This is a genomic window from Candidatus Regiella endosymbiont of Tuberolachnus salignus (assembly GCF_964020115.1).
Lineage (GTDB): Bacteria > Pseudomonadota > Gammaproteobacteria > Enterobacterales > Enterobacteriaceae > Regiella > Regiella insecticola.
The window spans coordinates 2,250,996-2,268,384 of the sequence record NZ_OZ026542.1 but is presented as its reverse complement, the minus strand read 5'-3'; the positions used below and the strand labels follow the sequence as shown (position 1 = coordinate 2,268,384).

At 39.3% G+C, this 17,389-nt stretch carries 17 protein-coding genes and 5 pseudogenes; 17 read left to right on the top strand and 5 right to left on the bottom strand.

All coding sequences use genetic code 11. The features are described 5' to 3' along the window. Positions 1-3: 3 nt before the first annotated feature. Positions 4-1,086 (bottom strand): YfjI family protein, encoded by a 1,083-nt coding sequence (locus tag AACL30_RS11355; protein WP_339056728.1) that lies wholly within the window; start codon positions 1,084-1,086, stop codon positions 4-6. 116 nt (positions 1,087-1,202) lie between these two features. Further along, positions 1,203-1,619: an IS200/IS605 family transposase gene (gene tnpA / locus AACL30_RS11350; protein ID WP_339056727.1), complete on the bottom strand. Its 417-nt coding sequence runs from the start codon at positions 1,617-1,619 to the stop codon at positions 1,203-1,205. A gap of 23 nt (positions 1,620-1,642) precedes the next feature. On the opposite strand from tnpA, the pseudogene AACL30_RS11345 reads away from it, so the two are divergent. The 6 genes and pseudogenes from AACL30_RS11345 to AACL30_RS11320 all read left to right on the top strand — a co-directional run. Further along, positions 1,643-2,437: pseudogene (locus AACL30_RS11345) on the top strand (RNA-guided endonuclease InsQ/TnpB family protein); the annotation flags it as partial. 83 nt (positions 2,438-2,520) lie between these two features. Further along, positions 2,521-3,666, top strand: coding sequence for a YopT-type cysteine protease domain-containing protein (locus tag AACL30_RS11340; protein ID WP_339056726.1), 1,146 nt, complete (start codon positions 2,521-2,523; stop codon positions 3,664-3,666). 82 nt (positions 3,667-3,748) lie between these two features. Then, positions 3,749-3,865: pseudogene (locus tag AACL30_RS11335) on the top strand (type II toxin-antitoxin system RelE/ParE family toxin); the annotation flags it as partial. A gap of 83 nt (positions 3,866-3,948) precedes the next feature. Continuing rightward, a complete protein-coding gene (locus AACL30_RS11330; RefSeq protein ID WP_339056725.1) occupies positions 3,949-4,131 on the top strand; it encodes a helix-turn-helix transcriptional regulator in 183 nt (60 codons plus the stop codon). A 259-nt stretch (positions 4,132-4,390) separates the two neighbouring features. Next, positions 4,391-4,907, top strand: a pseudogene (locus tag AACL30_RS11325) (J domain-containing protein). 88 nt (positions 4,908-4,995) lie between these two features. Next, positions 4,996-5,304 (top strand): hypothetical protein, encoded by a 309-nt coding sequence (locus AACL30_RS11320; RefSeq protein WP_339056724.1) that lies wholly within the window; start codon positions 4,996-4,998, stop codon positions 5,302-5,304. A gap of 98 nt (positions 5,305-5,402) precedes the next feature. Here AACL30_RS11320 and AACL30_RS11315 read toward each other — a convergent pair. The 3 genes and pseudogenes from AACL30_RS11315 to AACL30_RS11305 form a co-directional block, all read right to left on the bottom strand. Further along, positions 5,403-6,166, bottom strand: a protein-coding gene (locus tag AACL30_RS11315) for an IS5 family transposase (RefSeq protein WP_422389587.1) whose coding sequence is annotated in 2 segments (ribosomal slippage) — positions 5,403-5,806 and positions 5,806-6,166 — 765 coding nt in all. Because the reading frame shifts where the segments join, the coding sequence is not laid out codon by codon here. Positions 6,167-6,873: 707 nt separating this feature from the next. Further along, positions 6,874-8,161 (bottom strand): annotated as a pseudogene (locus AACL30_RS11310) (purine-cytosine permease family protein). After that, a complete protein-coding gene (locus tag AACL30_RS11305) occupies positions 8,158-8,868 on the bottom strand; it encodes a helix-turn-helix transcriptional regulator (protein WP_339056722.1) in 711 nt (236 codons plus the stop codon). Before AACL30_RS11305 ends, AACL30_RS11310 begins: the two are co-directional and overlap by 4 nt. Before the next feature lie 877 nt (positions 8,869-9,745). Between AACL30_RS11305 and AACL30_RS11300 the strand changes: the two genes are divergently transcribed. The 11 genes and pseudogenes from AACL30_RS11300 (at position 9,746) to AACL30_RS11250 (ending at position 17,022) form a co-directional block, all read left to right on the top strand. Continuing rightward, complete coding sequence (locus AACL30_RS11300) at positions 9,746-9,982, top strand: hypothetical protein (RefSeq protein WP_339056721.1); 237 nt, start codon at positions 9,746-9,748, stop codon at positions 9,980-9,982. Positions 9,983-10,314: 332 nt separating this feature from the next. Next, positions 10,315-11,211 carry a plasmid replication initiator TrfA gene (trfA, locus tag AACL30_RS11295; protein ID WP_339056720.1) on the top strand — a complete coding sequence of 299 codons (897 nt, stop codon included), beginning with the start codon at positions 10,315-10,317 and terminating at the stop codon, positions 11,209-11,211. Between the two features lie 72 nt (positions 11,212-11,283). Beyond that, a complete protein-coding gene (locus AACL30_RS11290) occupies positions 11,284-11,553 on the top strand; it encodes a helix-turn-helix transcriptional regulator (protein ID WP_176488775.1) in 270 nt (89 codons plus the stop codon). A gap of 138 nt (positions 11,554-11,691) precedes the next feature. Then, positions 11,692-12,687 carry a gluconate operon transcriptional repressor GntR gene (gene gntR, locus AACL30_RS11285; protein WP_339056719.1) on the top strand — a complete coding sequence of 332 codons (996 nt, stop codon included), beginning with the start codon at positions 11,692-11,694 and terminating at the stop codon, positions 12,685-12,687. A gap of 267 nt (positions 12,688-12,954) precedes the next feature. After that, the gene (gene gntK, locus AACL30_RS11280; RefSeq protein WP_339056718.1) at positions 12,955-13,521 is read left to right on the top strand and encodes a gluconokinase; all 567 of its coding nucleotides are present in this window, start codon (positions 12,955-12,957) and stop codon (positions 13,519-13,521) included. Next, positions 13,518-14,852: a gluconate transporter gene (gene gntU, locus AACL30_RS11275; RefSeq protein WP_339056717.1), complete on the top strand. Its 1,335-nt coding sequence runs from the start codon at positions 13,518-13,520 to the stop codon at positions 14,850-14,852. The genes gntK and gntU overlap by 4 nt, the downstream gene beginning before the upstream one ends. A gap of 99 nt (positions 14,853-14,951) precedes the next feature. Then, positions 14,952-15,140, top strand: coding sequence for a hypothetical protein (locus AACL30_RS11270; RefSeq protein WP_339058511.1), 189 nt, complete (start codon positions 14,952-14,954; stop codon positions 15,138-15,140). Continuing rightward, positions 15,079-15,275 (top strand): annotated as a pseudogene (locus AACL30_RS11265) (gluconate transporter); the annotation flags it as partial. The gene AACL30_RS11270 and the pseudogene AACL30_RS11265, both read left to right, overlap by 62 nt. Before the next feature lie 58 nt (positions 15,276-15,333). Next, the gene (locus AACL30_RS11260; protein ID WP_339056716.1) at positions 15,334-15,612 is read left to right on the top strand and encodes a helix-turn-helix transcriptional regulator; all 279 of its coding nucleotides are present in this window, start codon (positions 15,334-15,336) and stop codon (positions 15,610-15,612) included. Positions 15,613-15,926: 314 nt separating this feature from the next. Then, on the top strand, positions 15,927-16,127 hold the full coding sequence (locus AACL30_RS11255; RefSeq protein WP_339056715.1) for a TraY domain-containing protein: 201 nt from the start codon (positions 15,927-15,929) through the stop codon (positions 16,125-16,127). Positions 16,128-16,368: 241 nt separating this feature from the next. Then, positions 16,369-17,022 (top strand): helix-turn-helix transcriptional regulator, encoded by a 654-nt coding sequence (locus AACL30_RS11250; RefSeq protein WP_339056714.1) that lies wholly within the window; start codon positions 16,369-16,371, stop codon positions 17,020-17,022. Positions 17,023-17,389: the final 367 nt, after the last annotated feature.

Below are 17,389 nucleotides of genomic sequence, written 5' to 3'. Positions count from 1 at the left end.
TAGCTAGCACCATGACGCCATTGCCTGCGGGTTGATTGTAATTACTGTCTTGCCACCCTCTTTTTGTATTCTGATCCAATGATGTTCAATCAACATGTTTAATGCATGGTTACGTTGATCTTTGTCGCGTACGGGACTGGACTGCTGAATTGTCCGAGGGGTAGTTTGTTGCAATCCTTTGGATAGTAGCCATTGCATGAGCATTTTAGCATCTTGATGACGGGTATTAGCGGATGTTGGCGCAAGTAATCGTTTTGCTTCCTGCAAGTGCCAGTTAACGATTTCAATAGCTTGTTCGGTATGCACAAGACTAATATCACCGACAGCACCTTCAAATAAATGGAAAAGGGCGGCTAGACGCGCGGCATTTTCCGCCGTTTTACTGGCAAAATCTTTTACATCAACCCACAGTCCTTCGTTTTTAAGCCCCATCTCAAGGCTGTTGAAAAAAAGGATCCACTTTTGTTTGGCCTGTCGACTAAAAAATAATGTTGGGATAGGGTGACAACCTTGGCGGGTCAGCTTCTTTGTTTGATTCAGGCAAGCTGTAAGGTGTTTTTCATACTCTGCCATATATTTTCTAGATTCAGGCGGCTCCTGATAAAATCGGCTGCCCATGGCGCTTTCGGGATAGGCGAGTAGGCAGCGCGCTAAAAAACCACTTTGTCTGCCAATCCCCTTAGCCTGATTGGCGAGTTTTTGTAATAGGATCGGCTGCATCATCAAATTTAAGGTGAGTCGACGATGTTCAAGTGTATAGTCATCGCTGGTTTTGCGATGAGCAGTGAATGATTTGCCGTCCCACAGTTGATTTAATAGTGCGATAAATCGTAATGGATTTCCTTGCATGCTGTGGCTACCTAGAACAATCCCAGCCTCGTTACTCCAAAGGGAAGCGCTTGGCCAACCATCCGATAGGTTAAAAGCCAGTGCTTCCTGAGTTGCATCCTCGAAATAAAGCCTAGGTTGCAGAGGGATTTCTGGTTCTTGTCGCATTAGGTTACTCAGTAGTAACTTTAAATATTCAGTGTTATCGCCCGTGATCATCGAGCGTTTGATTTGCGTTAATAATCCTTCTTTTTCCATTGACCAGGCATAATGCAAGGATTTTGCGGTTGATACGGCGGGAGCACGTTGCTTTCTTACCCCATGTGCCGTAAAGCCTCGTCGTTCAGGGCGAGGATATAAGGCACGGTTTTCTCCTAACTTGGTGTTTTCTGTTGTTCAATGTATTGCCTGATGATGGATATTGGTGCCCCTCCACAGCTGCTAGCAAAATAGCTTGGTGTCCATAGAGCGCCTTTGTAGTAGTATCGCTCGGCAATATCTGGACGATCTCGGCGCAGTAGCCTGCTGGATACCCCCTTAAGACTGTTAACCAGACTGGATACCGGGAGCTTGGGTGGATAGTTGATCAGCAAGTGAACGTGATCTCGCTCACCGTCCATCTCAACCAATTCAACATCAAAGTCAATGCATACGCTGGTGAAATAGCCTCGCAGTTTCTCAATAGCATCCTGATCAAATATGTTGCGTCGATACTTGGCAACAAACACCAAATGAACATGCATAATGAAAGAGCAGTGTCTTCCTCGACGAATATTAATTTTTTTTGTCATAGACCAAGAGTATAATTTGCAGTATGAAACGACTGCAAGCCTTTAAATTCCAGTTAAGACCAAATGGTCAGCAAGAGCGCGATATGTGGCGCTTCGCTGGAGCCTGTCGTTTTGTGTTCAATAAATCATTGGCCTTGCAGAACGAAAACCATGAAACGGGGAATAAATATGTTCCTTACGCCAAAATGACCGCATGGCTGGTTGAATGGAAAAATTCACCTGAAACGCGATGGTTGAAAGCAACACCATCTCAACCCTTGCAACAATCACTCAAAGCTCTGGAGCGAGCATACAAAAATTTCTTCCATAAAAGGACTTCATTTCCTCGCTTTAAAAAGCGGGGTCAAAGTGATAGATTCCGCTACCCGCAAGGTGTGAAACTTGATCAGGAAAACAGCCGTATCTCTTTGCCTAAACTTGGCTGGATAAACTATCGCAACAGCCGCCAGGTTATGGGTGAGGTTAAAAACGTGACTGTCAGTCAGTCATGCGGCAAATGGTACGTCAGTATTCAGACCGAATATGAGGTTTCCGAACCGGTTCACCCCTCAACGTCGATGATTGGGTTGGATGCAGGTATAGCAAAGTTAGCGACATTGTCAGATGGCACTATTTTTAAACCTGTAAACAGCTTTAAATCGAACCAGAAAAAGCTCGCCAAACTCCAGCGTAAAATGAGTAAGAAGGTGAAATTCAGCAACAACTGGAAAAAGGTCAAAAGCAAAGTCCAAAATCTGCATTCCCGCATCGGTAATATCCGCCGCGATTACCTTCATAAAGTTAGCATGACAATCAGCAAAAACCACGCAATGATCGTCAAAAATAAGCGTTTTCTGAAAGAATTATCATGGCATTATCTTTACGCTTCTTTACTGAAAATTAATTAAATTGGAATATAAGAATGATATATCCTCCACCGCTTCCAGATCCATTGAAAGAGTACTACAAAAGAAATGATAAACTATTTGGAGAAGATTTTCATGCTAAATTAAATAACATTTATCATAAAAATCATACAGGAAAAAAGGAGGTTGTGATATCTAGCGAAGAACGTTATTTTTCTGAAAACAGTCTAGAAAGCTGTTATAAGATTCACAATTCACCCGCTGTTTTAGAACATAAAAAGATTGTGGAAAGCGATTTCCCTCAATCTTTTTTATTACATTTAGTTCCAAATTTTATTGAATCATTATTGTATAAAGGAAACAGCTCAGGCTTCATTGTATTCAATCAAGTTCGATATTCGGACGATATAAAAAAAGAAAAATATATTATAAACAACAAGGAACCTATAATTTTTATGCACAAAAATGGGTTGTGTTACGGATTAGCATTTGCCTGGTTAGTGAGACAAGGAAATGATAGCAGTAATGATTTTTTTGAATATATTAAAACAGAATCAGGCTATGATGAAATCTGTTATGTACATAAAATACAAAAAAGTAAAAATGATATTAAAAAACGAGAAGAAAAAATTAAAAAACGAGAAGAAGGAATTAAAGAATGCGAAGAAAAAATTAAAGAATTCGAAGAAGAAATTAAAAAAGAGCCAAAAAGTACAATCTATCAATTTTTCATAGATGTAAAAAAAGATATTATAAATAGCAGAGAAAATACTATAAAAATAAATAAAGATATGATAAATGCCAACGAATTTATTATAAATATCCGCATAAATAATTTTGGCTATTACGATATAGATAATGGAGATAAAAAAATATATGTTTATACAATCAATGACTATGTAAATGACATGACAGGTAAAAAACATCGGTGTAGAGAATTAGCTATCAATATATTCCCAACAAATGATGGTCGATATCATATTAGATACAATAATAATCATACGATAGCTCTGTTTATTGATAATAAAACCAACAAATTTAAATTGTTTGACGCCAATTATGGTGAGTATTCGTTTTTTACTCTTACCGACATGAAGAACCACTTCAACCAATTTTATCGAGCTAAAGGGGAAATAACAAACATTTTCGCCTACCAGGTTATACCAGAGCCAGATCTGACTGCAGCTACCGCAACGGCTTAAAGTGTAATATAGACCTAGCGCCCCGGAACTTGTGCCCTGACGCAAAAATCTAAAAGATTTAAAGCTATGATTAGCTAAAAAGCTTGATATGTTAGCCGCTGCACACAGTGAACGAGATTTGTTTATTCCAACCAGTAATTATTACAAACGCCTCTCTGGACAGCTCGATGGTTTGTCCAGCATAAGAGTCAATATTTAATGGCGGTTAATGTTTCGGTGGAAAGAGGGATATGCTGAAAACATCTACCTTGATCCTCATCAAGATACCTAGTAGGGGGATTTATGCTTGATACCACTACCCGTGAACCCACCACTGTGGGTGAAATTTTGCAGGAAGAATTTTTAACCTCGCTGGGGATAAGTCAGGAAGAATTAGCAGGCATTATGGGAGTTACCCGCGCAACGGTTAACCGGTTGTGTAAGGGACGGTCGTTTAACCGTAGAGAAAGAGACATTGTTTCCTGAATTGTTCGAGACAACCCCTGAGTTTTGGTTAAACCTCCAAGCTGCTCATGATCGTTGAAAAGCGCGTGAAACCCTTCAAAAACGTCCCCCAATGCGGCCAATTATGGAAATGCTGGGACGGCGTATCTCACACGCATGATCCTGCTCAAATAAAAAAGAGTAATAAAATCTTGTATTACTGACAATGGTCAGTATAATAAACAGAAGGGAGTGGAATTATCCACTACCAACCAAAGCCCCCACGGGCAGGAGATTTAAAATGAATGTACAAGAATCCCTAAACGTTTTTGGTTTATCCGGTGAATTGACCGAGCAGGACATTAAAACGACCTATAAAAAAATGGCACTGAAATATCATCCAGAGCGTAACCCTTTAGGTGACGAAATGATGAAAGCCGTTAATGCTGCTTTTGATTTTTTGATCGCGAACATCGACAAAATCAACCAGTTTCAGAGTAATGACGAAAGCGCCCGTTACAACTACGGCGAGGAATTGGAAAATGTATTAAATATCCTTTCTTGTCTGGCGGGCGTGATTTATGAGATCATTGGTAACTGGGTTTGGATAAACGGTGAAACCCACGAACACAAAGACACCTTAAAAGAAATGGGCTGTAAGTTGGGCAGTAAAGAAAAAACAGTGGTTTTACCGCCCAGAAGAGCATAAAAGCCGCTTTAACCGCAAAGAGCATACGCTAGAAGAAATACGGGAAATGTATGGAACGGACGGACGCCACAAAGCGAAAGGCTGGAAGAAAGTAGAAGCCAGAGCATAACCAGAACGGGGGCGAAAGCCCCCTTAAACTATTATCCGGTATGCCGTAAAACCTCGGCCTTTAAGGCGGGGAGGATGTCAAAAATAATATGAGTTCATCAAATGAAATGTATATTAGAAAAGGTATTGGAAACAGAACATATTGCGTAACCTGTCAAAAAATGGATGATGGATGTTTATTAAAATTTGAGAAAAAAATAAAAATACGGTCAAAGAAAAAAATAGCAGACGAATCGAAATCCACCACAAGGCAAGTTGTTTTTAATAAAATAATAAAAACACAATCGATTGGTTCGATAAATCATGATGATATTTTTTCGTCATTATCGCCTGTAGAAAAAGATATATTCATTAATATCATTAAAGAAATGACAGATGGTTACAACAATGAAAAGTGAGTTATCAACGCCAGAAGAAATTAAACGTTTGCGTGTTAAAGCAAGGTTAACACAAAAAGAAACTGCTGACCTGTTTGGTATCTCACTATATAGTGTCGTCATGAGATCTTGAGCCATAGAGCAAGGCATCGTATTTGTACAGCAGCGAGAAAAGAGGAGGTATTTTTTGCATAACGAGTAGCAATACCTCGCCAGCGCTTTAGGTGCAGAAAAGCATTTTCCACGAGATGTCGATGCTTGTAGAGCGCTTTATCGTACTCACGTTGAATTTTACGATTCTTTTTAGGTGGTATTACGATTTGCATGCCGGCTTCTTCTGCTTTTTTAATGATGTTATCACTGTCATAGCCCTTGTCAGCCAACAGATATTCTGCTGCAATACCTTTGGTTAAATTCGTTGCTTGCTGACAATCTGCTGTGGTACCTGATGTAATAAAAATTCTGACCGGCATACCATGCGCATCCACGGCCAGATGTATCTTACTGTTGAGCCCCCTTTTGTGCGCTCCATATCCTGATTACCGCCTTTTGCGCCTGCTGCATGAGGGTGAACTTTGCTATGAGTGGCATCAATCATCAGCCATTCAAAATCTGGCTCCACAATCAGCGCTTCGAGCAGAGACTCCCATAGCCCCTTGTCACGCCAGCGGCAAAACCGGCGATGAGTATTTTTCCAACCGCCATAATCAGGCGGTAAATCACGCCAGGGAGCGCCGGTTCTCAATATCCAGAAAACAGCATTAATAAACTGCCTGTTATCTCTGGCTATGCCACCCCAAGTGCCTTTTCTCCCCGGGAGATGAGCTTCCAATAGGCTCCAAACATGATCGGATATATCGTGGCGGCGATGGGCTAAATTCATTCCCGAATCATCTTTCATTATTGAATCATCTCAACAGTTGTCGTTATTTGTTACATGATAATATATTTTTTATTACGTGACGACACTACTTAAGATGAGGTGACGAAATTTCCGGCGGTTCCAGCGACAGATATTGATGGCTGCTGAAGTCTAGCTGCGCCTATCTTTGCTAAATCAATTTTAAAGCCCCATAAGCGCCCAAGCGTGACTTTAACGTTTAAATCTTCAGTCTGGTATGGATAATAAGTTTACGGCGCTTACAGGTGCCTTAGAGAGAAGATTATCGCGGCATTGAATGGATGTTTACCCCTGTTAAGTTTCTTAATCTGTTGCAATTTAAAAAATTTCTAGCAAAACGAATTTGTTAGATTGGTAACGCTCGCCGCAAGAATGGCCTGAGCAAAGCGAAGGCCGTTCGAGGAAACGGAATATCATTTGATGCTGAAAAGGAACTTGGTCACTCTTTGAATAAAATATAAGCATTTGGTTTGTGATTACACGTTGTTTAGAGTGAAAAAGATCCACCCGGATATTTTCCGCGTCCGCGGATTAAAAAAGATTAGCGGGAAAGGTTGAATTATATTTTTTTTAAAATCATGTGGTTATATTATTATTTTTTAGGATCGCGCTACTCGCTATACCCCTATTGGTATCCGTTATCCCCCCTATTGTGGTTTGCGTATTAGCAATGCGGTGATTATTGAAAATTACGATCTTATGATACGAAATGGAGCGCTCAAGCGTTCGAGAATACCGTAGGTAACAGCGGCCATAAGAAATGAATTCAGTGAGGGGATACCCCATTCAACCGTCAATCCAACAAAACTACCAGCAAGCCAAGCAATAATCGCTGACCACCCTATTAATAACGTAGAAGCCGTAGTGGGTAGATTTCCTTTAGCACGAGTAGTATCAAGCAGTACACGGCTCGTGCGTAAAATGTAATAGTCAATCAACATCACTCCCCCAATAGGAGGGAAAAGGACGCCCAACAGAATAAGGAAATCGGTAAATTTATCTAATATACCGAACACAGAAAGCACGGTACTGATGGCGCCAAATGCCAATGTTATCCAGGTATAGCGCCATTTTTTACCTGTGATACCTTCGACAACATTTGTGACTGCCAATGAAGTGGTATATAAAATCACGTCATTCACTTTAACCGAAGAAAGAATGATCGTCAGTAATCCAATCCAGCCCGCGCTCTGTGTCATAATTGTAACAACATCCGGGGTATTAAGTGTGTGAGCAACTAATATTGCTACACCATTAACGATGAATTCACCGATAATAATCGTCGCGGTGATCATCCAGAATACATCCCGCTGACCACGACAATAACGGCTAATATCTGGAGTAATAATCGCTCCAACAATATAGCTCCCCGCTACGGCAGTGGCAGCAGCACCCAGGGTTAGTGGGGTACCCATTGGTGCAGCAGCAATCAGATCAACCAGATTATGCCCTTTCAATATATCGAATAAAATCCAACCAATGACCAGAAAAAATAGCGGAACCGTGATTTTGGCCGTCCAGCTTAATGCCCGAAATCCAAAAGCGACTAATACGGTAAGGGATAGACCAGATAGTGCTGCCGCCATGCCAAAATTAAGCTGTTCATTAGTTGCGTACACTAATCCTTTAGCCAGGATCGAGTTTTGCATACACAACCAGCCTACAGTGCTAACAATGATAGCGCACCCAATCAACACTGAACCAAAACGGCCAAACCCACACCAACGGGATAATAAGCTGGTTGATAATCCTTCACGCGCGCCAGCTATCCCCATAAACAGACCAACAAACTCAAGAATAAGACTCCCCAGCAACGTAGCTAGCATAGGTATGTCCCAACGTCGCTCCTAGCATAAATTGGGACAGGGCGGATATTCCACCGACACGGATTAATATAATATTGAAAAGATTAGAACGAGCATGAAGGGGGACACGACCGAAAGCATAATCGTCGGTGATAGGGTTGTTTCTTCTCAAAGGGGTTCGGGGTGAGTAACCCCCTCAAAATGAATGCTCAGTTGGGGGATGAATTTTTTTGGAAGGTAACGGTGATAATTTTTTTCTTCGCAAAAACATTTAAACTCGTCAGAGTTCTTAACCCCGGCTTTTGTATAGAGTAGTTGCAGACGATTTTCTATTGTTCTACGAGAAAGGTTCAGCCTCTCACCTATAGCGCTACATTTCATACCTTGTAGTCTGAAAAAAATCACTTCGCATTCTTTTTCATCAAAAAAACCATCGGGATTTCTCAACAATAATGAACCTGGCATCGATCCTTTTACATAACTGTCTAAAGAACAAACCTCGAGAGTTTTAACATAACCAACAACCCCAATACACTCCTGTTTATCATTGAAATACGGATATTTTCTTACAACGTAGGGATAATCAACAGCTTTAGGGTAAAGTTCCAGTGTGACCAGATCTTTTTTAGTTTTGAATACCTTTCTATCTTGTTCTTTAAATGATTCAGCCCCTAACTCTGCTAACGTCGATTCGACTTCATGATCAATTTTACCGACCATATCCGAGCTAGATTTTAAACTGTTTAAACGAATCAACGCTGGATTGGCATAGACGAAACGGGATTCAAGGTTTTTAATACCCCAAGGCTCTGGTACTTGGTCAAGTATTAATTTTAATTCATTCGGAATAGTGATTTCAGGAATCGTTTCATAGTTCATAATTAATTTTTCATCCTTCTATCGTAGATAGTAAGTTTTAATAAAAAACAAACCGTTAAATAAGCTAATACCAAGCGCTAACGATTCATCGCTCTTTAATAGCTATATTATACCGTACTATTTACTCAGGGTGGGATCCCACTCATTAATTAATCAATATCAGATTATAAAACGAACAATTTGTGCATATTAATTAAACAAATAAGAAAATTTTGTCTGCGAAATGCTTAAATATCAATCTTGTTGATGACAAAAAATACAAAGTGGAATCCCGCCCTGACTATTTACTTACCATTAGTATAGAGTATTTTTTACTTAATCCATCAACTACGTAAGTAAGATAGTTGATGGACTTGTTTTTTATCCTATCGATTTTAAAGCCACATAAACCACTTAGCGTTAATTTAAGGTTGAAGCCGTAGTTAGGTATGGGTAAGTCAAAGAAAGCATCTCTATGGCCGTTCTAGAGACTTTAGAAGGGCATCATAGTATCTATCTCTGTATTGATTGATTTTTTGATGAGATTTTTTCTAATTTCCAAAAAAATTCTAATGAAAATGATTTTGTTAGATCTGTAACGCTCGCCGCAAGAATGGCTTGAGCAAAGCGAAGGCCGTTCGAGGAAGCGGAATATCATCTGATTCTGAAAAAGAACTCGGTCACTCTTTGACTAAAAGATGAGCACTTGGTTTGTGTTTGTAATTACAGGTTGTTTAGTGTGAAAAAGATCCACTCGAAGATTTTTCGCGCGCGCGGATTAAAAAAGATTATTTTCTTTTGATTATAAAAGATTAGTGAAAAAATTAACTTCTAATATTTTTCTTTTAAATCAATAAATTATTCCATTATTTTTTTGTGCTTTGGTATCCGCTATGCCGTGCTTTGGTATCCGCTATGCCGTGCCTTGGTATCCGCTATGCCGTGCCTTGGTATCCGCTATGCCGTGCTTGGTATCCGCTATGCCGTGCCTTGGTATCCGCTATGCCGTGCCTTGGTATCCGCTATGCCGTGCTTTGGTATCCGCTATGCCGTGCTTGGTATCCGCTATGCCGTGCCTTGGTATCCGCTATGCTGTGTCACATTAACTAATTTAATCTTAATTATAACTTATTGAAATTATTGTTATATATATAATATCGGTTTGATTTAATAGAAATAAAAAAGCGGGTATTGTTTTTTAGATCGGAGGTGCTATATTGAATGGAGTGAATTTTATTCAATTGACTAATGAATTTAACGCAGGCGGAAAAAGGGCTTAAACTTTCTCCACCGGCTGACCACTACAACCTAGACAGAGGCTGATATGGCTAAGATTGATCGTAACTCATTACGAGTGTTTTACCAATGCTCCCTTTCATTTTATTCCCTTCTTGTTTGTTTTGATTCTATTTTTTCAAGTGTTTATTTGAAAAATCTCATTAAATTTTTTAATGGGAGAAACAAGTGATGCTCAAAAATATTCAAGATTTGATGAAGCTCGGGTTAGAAAATCTTGAAAAAAAACAAGCTGATGGATTAAATGATCTTGAAGCTCACAAAGCATTCATTGAGGCATCTCTAGCGAAAGAAAAAAGGCGAAATACGCCCAAAAATGAAATGATTGAAAGTAAAACAACAGGTTCTCTACTGCCTTCTTGTTCGAATAATGTTTTTATACTTCCTAATGCTATTTTGCGGTGCTCTTTGTTCGGCATAGTTGCAAAAGGGAAGAGGTGTTATGAGAAAAAAAGTCTCAAAGCTGCTGTTAAAGGTATTACGGTTAAGTTTACTGGTGAACAACTTGATCAAGCCGATCTTGATGTCTGGGCAGAGTGTATTCATCGTTGCCGAGGTTATGAATTAGGAGAAAAAATCCGTTTTTCTTCACATTCTTTTCTCAAAGCAATTCGGCGCAGTACAGGTAACTCTCAGCATGAATGGTTGAAATCTTGTTTACTCCGGTTGTCAGCTTGTGTATTGGAGCTTGGTGATGGACGTTTTTTCTATGTGGGGCACCTTCTTCAGGAATGGTATCGAGATGAAAAAACTGGAGAATATATTGTTGTAATTAATCCAAAAATTGCAGTGTTTTTTTCAGTCGACATGTGGACAGGAATTTTAGCGGAACAGCGAGCAAAATTGAAAAATAAACCGTTAGCAAAGTGGTTACATGCCTTTTACAGTACGCACGATAAGCCATTTGAATACAAAGTAGAAACATTAATGAATTTATGTGGTAGTGAAGTTTTTGCGGTGAAGACCTTTAAGCAAAAACTTAAAAAATCCCTTGTCGATCTCTCTGATGTGACAGGTTGGGAGTGTTCGATAGATAAAAATGATTTGGTACAAGTAAAAAAGAATTAATATTGGCGCTGCTTGCAGGAGTTAGCCGCTCCCGCATGCAGCTAATCACATAAACCTATTCTGGAGGTCTATATGACTGCGTTTGATCCTACCCAATTTATCCAGTTTCACAAGGTTTTTTCGGAACTTTCCGTTGCGCAAAGTGAAACGGTGCTGCTATTTGCAATAGGGATTCCCTATGAAGACATAGCGGATTTTCGTCATATTTCGGTGAAAAGTGTGAGAAGACATCTCCATGAATCAATGAAGAAATTATCTATTTTTTCCCTAAATTCACTACGTTCTGTAATTATTATTCGTTTATTTTTATTCACATTTAACGGTATTTCAGCTGGTCAGTGATGCTGTGACTGCCAGTGTTTTCTAAACACGGAAAATACCGGTGGGTTTAGTGACAATATAACGGGGGCGTTGTTCATCGGTAGCGTTTTTTGTTAGCATAATCCCTCTTTTCTATTTTCTGTTTTTTTATGGATAACCATGAAAAAGAAAAAGCCGGTATTGCAAGATATTGCTGACATGATCGGGATCAGTAAGATGACAGTGAGTCGTTATCTATGTGATCCACGCCGAGTTTCAGAGCGCTTACAAGTCAAAATTGCTACCGCTTTAAATGAATTCGGCTATATTCCCAATCGGGCTCCAGGTATTTTGTCTAACTCTACCAGTCGTGCTATCGGTGTATTATTACCTTCACTGACCAACCAAGTATTTTCTGAAGTTCTGCGTGGTATTGAAAGTATTACTGATAAACACCATTACCAAACCATGTTGGCACATTATGGCTATCAGCCAAAATTGGAAGAGGAAAGGTTAACCTCATTGCTTTCTTACAGCATTGACGGCTTAATTTTATCGGAACGCACGCATACAGAGCGTACACTGAAAATGATAAAGGTCGCTGGGATACCTGTGGTTGAAGTCATGGATTCTGTTTCACCGTGCATCGATATGGCAGTAGGTTTTGATAATTTTAAAGCGGCCTATCAAATGACCAAACGCATGATCACACGTGGATACTGTAATACAGTCTACTTAGGTGCACGTCAGGATGAGCGTACGCTGATAAAACAACAGGGATATGAACGGGCGATGTGTGATAATCATTTACAGCCAAAGAGTGTCCTTGTTGCGTCTCCTTCTTCCTACTCGATAGGTTGTCAATTATTGGATAAAACTTTGAAAGTTCATCCGAAAACAAACGGTATTTTCTGTACGAATGACGATCTGGCTATTGGTGCGATGTTTGAGTGTCAGCGGCGGGGTTTAGCCATTCCTAAGGATATGGCTATTGCTGGTTTCCATGGACATGATATTGGTCAGGTTATGAAACCACGGTTAGCGAGCGTATTAACACCTCGTGAGTGTATTGGTCGAATGGCTGCTAAATGTTTGCTGGAACGTTTACACAATAAAATGTCTTCTTCTAAGCAAATTGATGTGGGCTTTTCTGTTATTGATGGGGAAAGTATCTAGCGATGATACGTAATAAAGAGTATTAAATACTTGGTTTTTTGTTTTGATAAGTGGTAGTTTGAGTAATAAGTGAACCTTACTCTGTTTAAAAGGTGAAGCATAGAGTTAAAAAATAGAGGGTGATATCATGAAAACAAAAGCTAATCTGATGAAAAATATGATATTAATATCAGAAATTACTGCCATTTCTTCGTGCTTTTTTTCACTTTCAAATGTTACCGGTAACATTGTTAGTGTCATGAATATGACCTCACTGTAGGAGTCGATATGAATATCCAACAGTGTCCGCCGCATCACGTTTATATTGTTATGGGTGTTTCCGGCAGTGGAAAATCTACCCTTGCCAATGCGGTTGCTCGCCAGCTTAATGCGGCTTTTCTCGATGGGGATTTTTTACATCCCCGCGCAAATATTATCAAAATGTCTCAGGGGCAAGCCCTGAATGATGAGGATCGAATGCCTTGGCTGGCCATTCTGAGTGATGCGGCTTTTGCTATGCAGCAGAGTGTCCACGAAATTTCGTTGATTGCCTGTTCTTCATTGAAAAAATGTTACCGGGACCATTTACGCTTAAATAACAAAAATCTTTCGTTTATCTATTTGAAGGGTGATTTCGATGTTATCGAGCGCCGACTTAAAGCCCGTCATGGCCATTTTTTTCAGTCTCAACTGTTAATCACACAATTCAATATCTTAGAAGAACCCAATGAAGATGAACAGGATGTCTATGCCATTGATGTCAATGTACCACTTAAGGATGTCATTGCCGCTACCGTGAAGCATATTCACGCCAAAGGAACCCAAGCAATGGAAGGGAGCAAGGAAAAATTATGAATATTTTAACGCTGGTGTTAACAGCTATGGGATCAGTTTTGTTGCTGTTATTTTTAGTGATGAAAGTACGTATGCACGCTTTTATTGCTTTAATACTGGTTTCCGTGGGTGCAGGGGTATTTTCTGGTATGCCTGTTGAAAAAATAGCTGAGACTATGCAAAAAGGGATGGGAGGGATATTAGGATTTTTGGCTATTGTGGTCGCTTTGGGGGCGATGTTCGGTCGAATTTTGCATGAAACTGGGGCGCTTGATCAAATTGCAATGAAATTGCTACAAACATTTGGTGAAAAACGTGCTCATTATACGTTAGGTATCGTCGGTCTTATCTGTGCTCTCCCCTTGTTTTTTGATGTAGCAGTAGTGCTACTTATTGGCACCGTATTTGCCATTGCCCGTCACACACGTGGTAATGTTATTAAATTGGCTATCCCATTGTTTGCCGGTGTGGCTGCCGCTGCCGCCTTTTTGCTGCCAGGATCGGCTCCAATGCTGTTAGCGTCCCAAATGGGTGCTGACTATGGTTGGATGATTTTGATTGGTCTGGCGGCGGCGATCCCTGGAATGATCCTGGCTGGTCCAATGTACGGTAGCTTTATTAGCCGTCACGTTATTCTCACATTACCTAAAGAGACGGGGGAAAACAGCCATAAAGGCCAGCTACCTTCATTTGGTTTTAGCTTGGCGTTGATACTTTTTCCGTTAGTGTTAGTGGGTTTGAGAACTCTAGGTACAGGCTTTGTTGAGCAAGGCACCCCTTTGTTCCATTGGTTAGAATTTATCGGTCATCCGTTTACTGCACTTTTAGCCGCGTGCTTAATTGCTATTTATGGTTTAGCGCTCCGTTGTGGGATGAATAGAGAGAAAATCATGGATATTTGCTCAGCCGCTATCCAGCCCGCCGGTATTATTCTGTTGATTACAGGAGCAGGTGGGGTATTTAAACGGGTTTTGGTAGATTCAGGTGTCGGCCCGGCTTTGGGTAATGCACTGATCAATGCAGGTTTACCTATTGCTATTGCTTGTTTTGTACTTTCTGCTGCCGTACGTGTCATTCAAGGTTCCGCGACTGTGGCGGGTTTAACGACAGTGGGTCTGGTGATGCCGGTTATCAGTGAATTGGGTTTCAGTGGGGCACAGATGGCCGCGCTCTCTATTTGTATCGCAGGGGGATCGATTGTACTCAGTCATGTTAACGATTCTGGTTTCTGGTTGTTCAGTAAATTCACCGGAGCGACCGAAGCCCAGACGTTGAAAACATGGTCGGTAATGGAAACTATTTTAGGAACGACAGGTGCAGCAATTGGCATGATAGCTTTTGCCATGCTGTAACTTTTATTTTAATAGAAATGTAACAGTAGATATTTAGGGACAGAGAAAATGTTGTTAAAACAGTTTTATTGATTCATTAAAATCTTAGAGGGATGAGATATGTTTATTTACGACGATAACCACACTAAATGTCTTATGAAGGTTTTTCATGAGCTTTCAGCAGCAGAAGTGAGAATATTGGTTATGTACTCATCAGACATTGCAAATAAGGATATTGTTTTTAAATCAAGGTGTCGCGATTGTGGCGGGTTTGACGACAGTGGGTCTGGTGATGCCGGTTATCAGTGAGTTGGGTTTCAGTGGTGTACAGATGGTCACGTTCTCTATCTGTATAGCAGAGGAATCGATTGTACTCAGTCATGTTAACGATTTTGGTTGTTCAGTAAATTCATCGGAGCGACCGAAACCCAGACTTTGAAAATATAGTCGGTGATGGAAACTATTTTAGGAGTGGTTCATTAAAATCTTGGAGGGATTAGATATGTTTATTTACGATGATAATCAGACTAAATTTCTTATGAGGGCTTTTCATGAGCTTTCAGCGGCTGAAGTGAGAATATTAGCTATGTACTCATCAGGCATTGCAAATAAGGATATTGCTGTTAAATTAAACATTAGTGTGAAAACGGTAAATTCTCATCTTAACAATGCTGCCCATAAATATAATTTACAGTCTTTTTCAGAATTAAGATCGTTATTTAGCATAAGATTGACACTGTTAACGTTGGAGATCCGAGATACTGCGCTTTGTACCGAATAAATTTCTATGTTTTTTTTAATATAAGTATTTGTTCTATATCCATAAATAATAGAGTAGCTAAAATAGATATATAAAAATGTATTTTGTTATTTTAATTCAGTAGACGACAATATAAAAAATAACTATATAACTATTGTTTTTATTAAAATGTGACATGCATCACATGATGGGTTATTTGAGACAGGGTAATTGTATTGATGCATAATTTTTTGTTAATTGCAACGTGTCTTTTTTCCTCGTATACATCATCTAAAGGTTATTGTAATTTATAGTCGTATTTATAAAAAAGAGATTAAATTAAGGAGCAATAGAGAGTGACATTAGATAATGATTTTAATGAAACAGGAACGACAGTGACGGTTAAAATAACAGCGAAGGCAAATAATTTTTTAATAGAAAGTGCTAGACATTCAAAAAGAACAAAAAAATGTGAATCAGAATTAAGATTGGAAGATCATTTGCGTCGTTTTTCATCCATCTCTGCGATTGGTATAACGAAGAATAGATGTGAATAGAATAATAATTTGATCACTGGGAATATTTATATCTTGTCAGAAAAAAAGATATCCGAGAAAAATATCATTATGAGCAACCGACAAAGTAGGGCGAGAAACCGCGCATTAAAAGAAAAAATAGTAGCGGCCACACGAAATGAAAAGAAAAAACTATTTAATAAATAAAAATCAATTTAATTGGGATTGACTGGCGATGACCAATATTAATCATTCATTAAAATCATTTCCCCTAATATCCATAATGGAAAGTAGCAACGATATTTGGGGTATAAAAGATTGCGAATCCCGATTTATTTATACTAATCGGGCTTTTCGTGAATTTTTAAATATTCCGGCCCGATTTAAAATTGAAGGAAAGCGTGATGAACAACTTCCCACGCCGATTTCTGAATTTGCTCCGGAGTTGCAAAAACAAGATCTGGACACTATTAACAGTGGGCAAAGAGTGACGCTGATTAAAACCCATTTTTTTGGTCGAGAGAAAAAGTTGCAACCTTATTTGTATGAAAAGTTTCCGCTCTATGATGAAAATAATGAGTGTGTAGGCACGGTGTTTTATGGCAAAAAAATGGATTTTATTTCACCCCAGCAATATGCGAGCAGGATCAATCCTTCGGGATTAAAGGTGGCTCCTCCAATGAAATTATTTAACAAGTCAGAGCTGAGAATCATATTTTTTATATTGCAGTCGATGAGTGCTAAGGAGATCGCGAGGAAACTCTATCGCTCTCATAGGACGATAGAAAATAATCTGTACAGGATGTACCAAAAATCGGCAGTCAGTTCCTTGAAAGAATTTAAAAAATTTTGCCAGAAAGCCGGATTTGATCGTTATATTCCACCCGAATTTATTCCGCTTGGTATCCAGTTTATTGAAAATAGGAGGGCGTCGTGATGAGTAACCGACAAAGTAGGGCGAGAAACCGCGCGTTAAAAAATAAAATAATAGCGATCGCGCAAAATGAAAATAAAAAATTATTTTATAGATTAATAAATTGGCTAAAGAAAAAAAGAAAGCCAGAAAAACACTATTTACTCAGTATAAAATAAAACACTTTTCCTGGCGGTAAAATAAATTATTCACTGTTCGCGATGAAGAGAGAAAAAAAGAATCAGTGCTGAAAATTTGCGATGCGCTTCGCAGATTATAAAAGGGATGAAGGATTTATTTTTAAAATAATAATTAACGTGAAGCCGTCATGCGCTGCACGGGAAATCCTTGCCGTTTTATTAAATGAAGACATTTTTATTATTTATTCGCG

Coding starts and splice junctions, on each gene's coding strand:
- AACL30_RS11355 (WP_339056728.1), bottom strand. CDS start 1,086: ATGGAAAAAGAAGGATTATTAACGCAAATCAAACGCTCGATGATCACG.
- tnpA (WP_339056727.1), bottom strand. CDS start 1,619: ATGACAAAAAAAATTAATATTCGTCGAGGAAGACACTGCTCTTTCATT.
- AACL30_RS11340 (WP_339056726.1), top strand. CDS start 2,521: ATGATATATCCTCCACCGCTTCCAGATCCATTGAAAGAGTACTACAAA.
- AACL30_RS11330 (WP_339056725.1), top strand. CDS start 3,949: ATGCTTGATACCACTACCCGTGAACCCACCACTGTGGGTGAAATTTTG.
- AACL30_RS11320 (WP_339056724.1), top strand. CDS start 4,996: ATGAGTTCATCAAATGAAATGTATATTAGAAAAGGTATTGGAAACAGA.
- AACL30_RS11305 (WP_339056722.1), bottom strand. CDS start 8,868: ATGAACTATGAAACGATTCCTGAAATCACTATTCCGAATGAATTAAAA.
- trfA (WP_339056720.1), top strand. CDS start 10,315: ATGCTCAAAAATATTCAAGATTTGATGAAGCTCGGGTTAGAAAATCTT.
- AACL30_RS11290 (WP_176488775.1), top strand. CDS start 11,284: ATGACTGCGTTTGATCCTACCCAATTTATCCAGTTTCACAAGGTTTTT.
- gntR (WP_339056719.1), top strand. CDS start 11,692: ATGAAAAAGAAAAAGCCGGTATTGCAAGATATTGCTGACATGATCGGG.
- gntK (WP_339056718.1), top strand. CDS start 12,955: ATGAATATCCAACAGTGTCCGCCGCATCACGTTTATATTGTTATGGGT.
- gntU (WP_339056717.1), top strand. CDS start 13,518: ATGAATATTTTAACGCTGGTGTTAACAGCTATGGGATCAGTTTTGTTG.
- AACL30_RS11270 (WP_339058511.1), top strand. CDS start 14,952: ATGTTTATTTACGACGATAACCACACTAAATGTCTTATGAAGGTTTTT.
- AACL30_RS11260 (WP_339056716.1), top strand. CDS start 15,334: ATGTTTATTTACGATGATAATCAGACTAAATTTCTTATGAGGGCTTTT.
- AACL30_RS11250 (WP_339056714.1), top strand. CDS start 16,369: ATGGAAAGTAGCAACGATATTTGGGGTATAAAAGATTGCGAATCCCGA.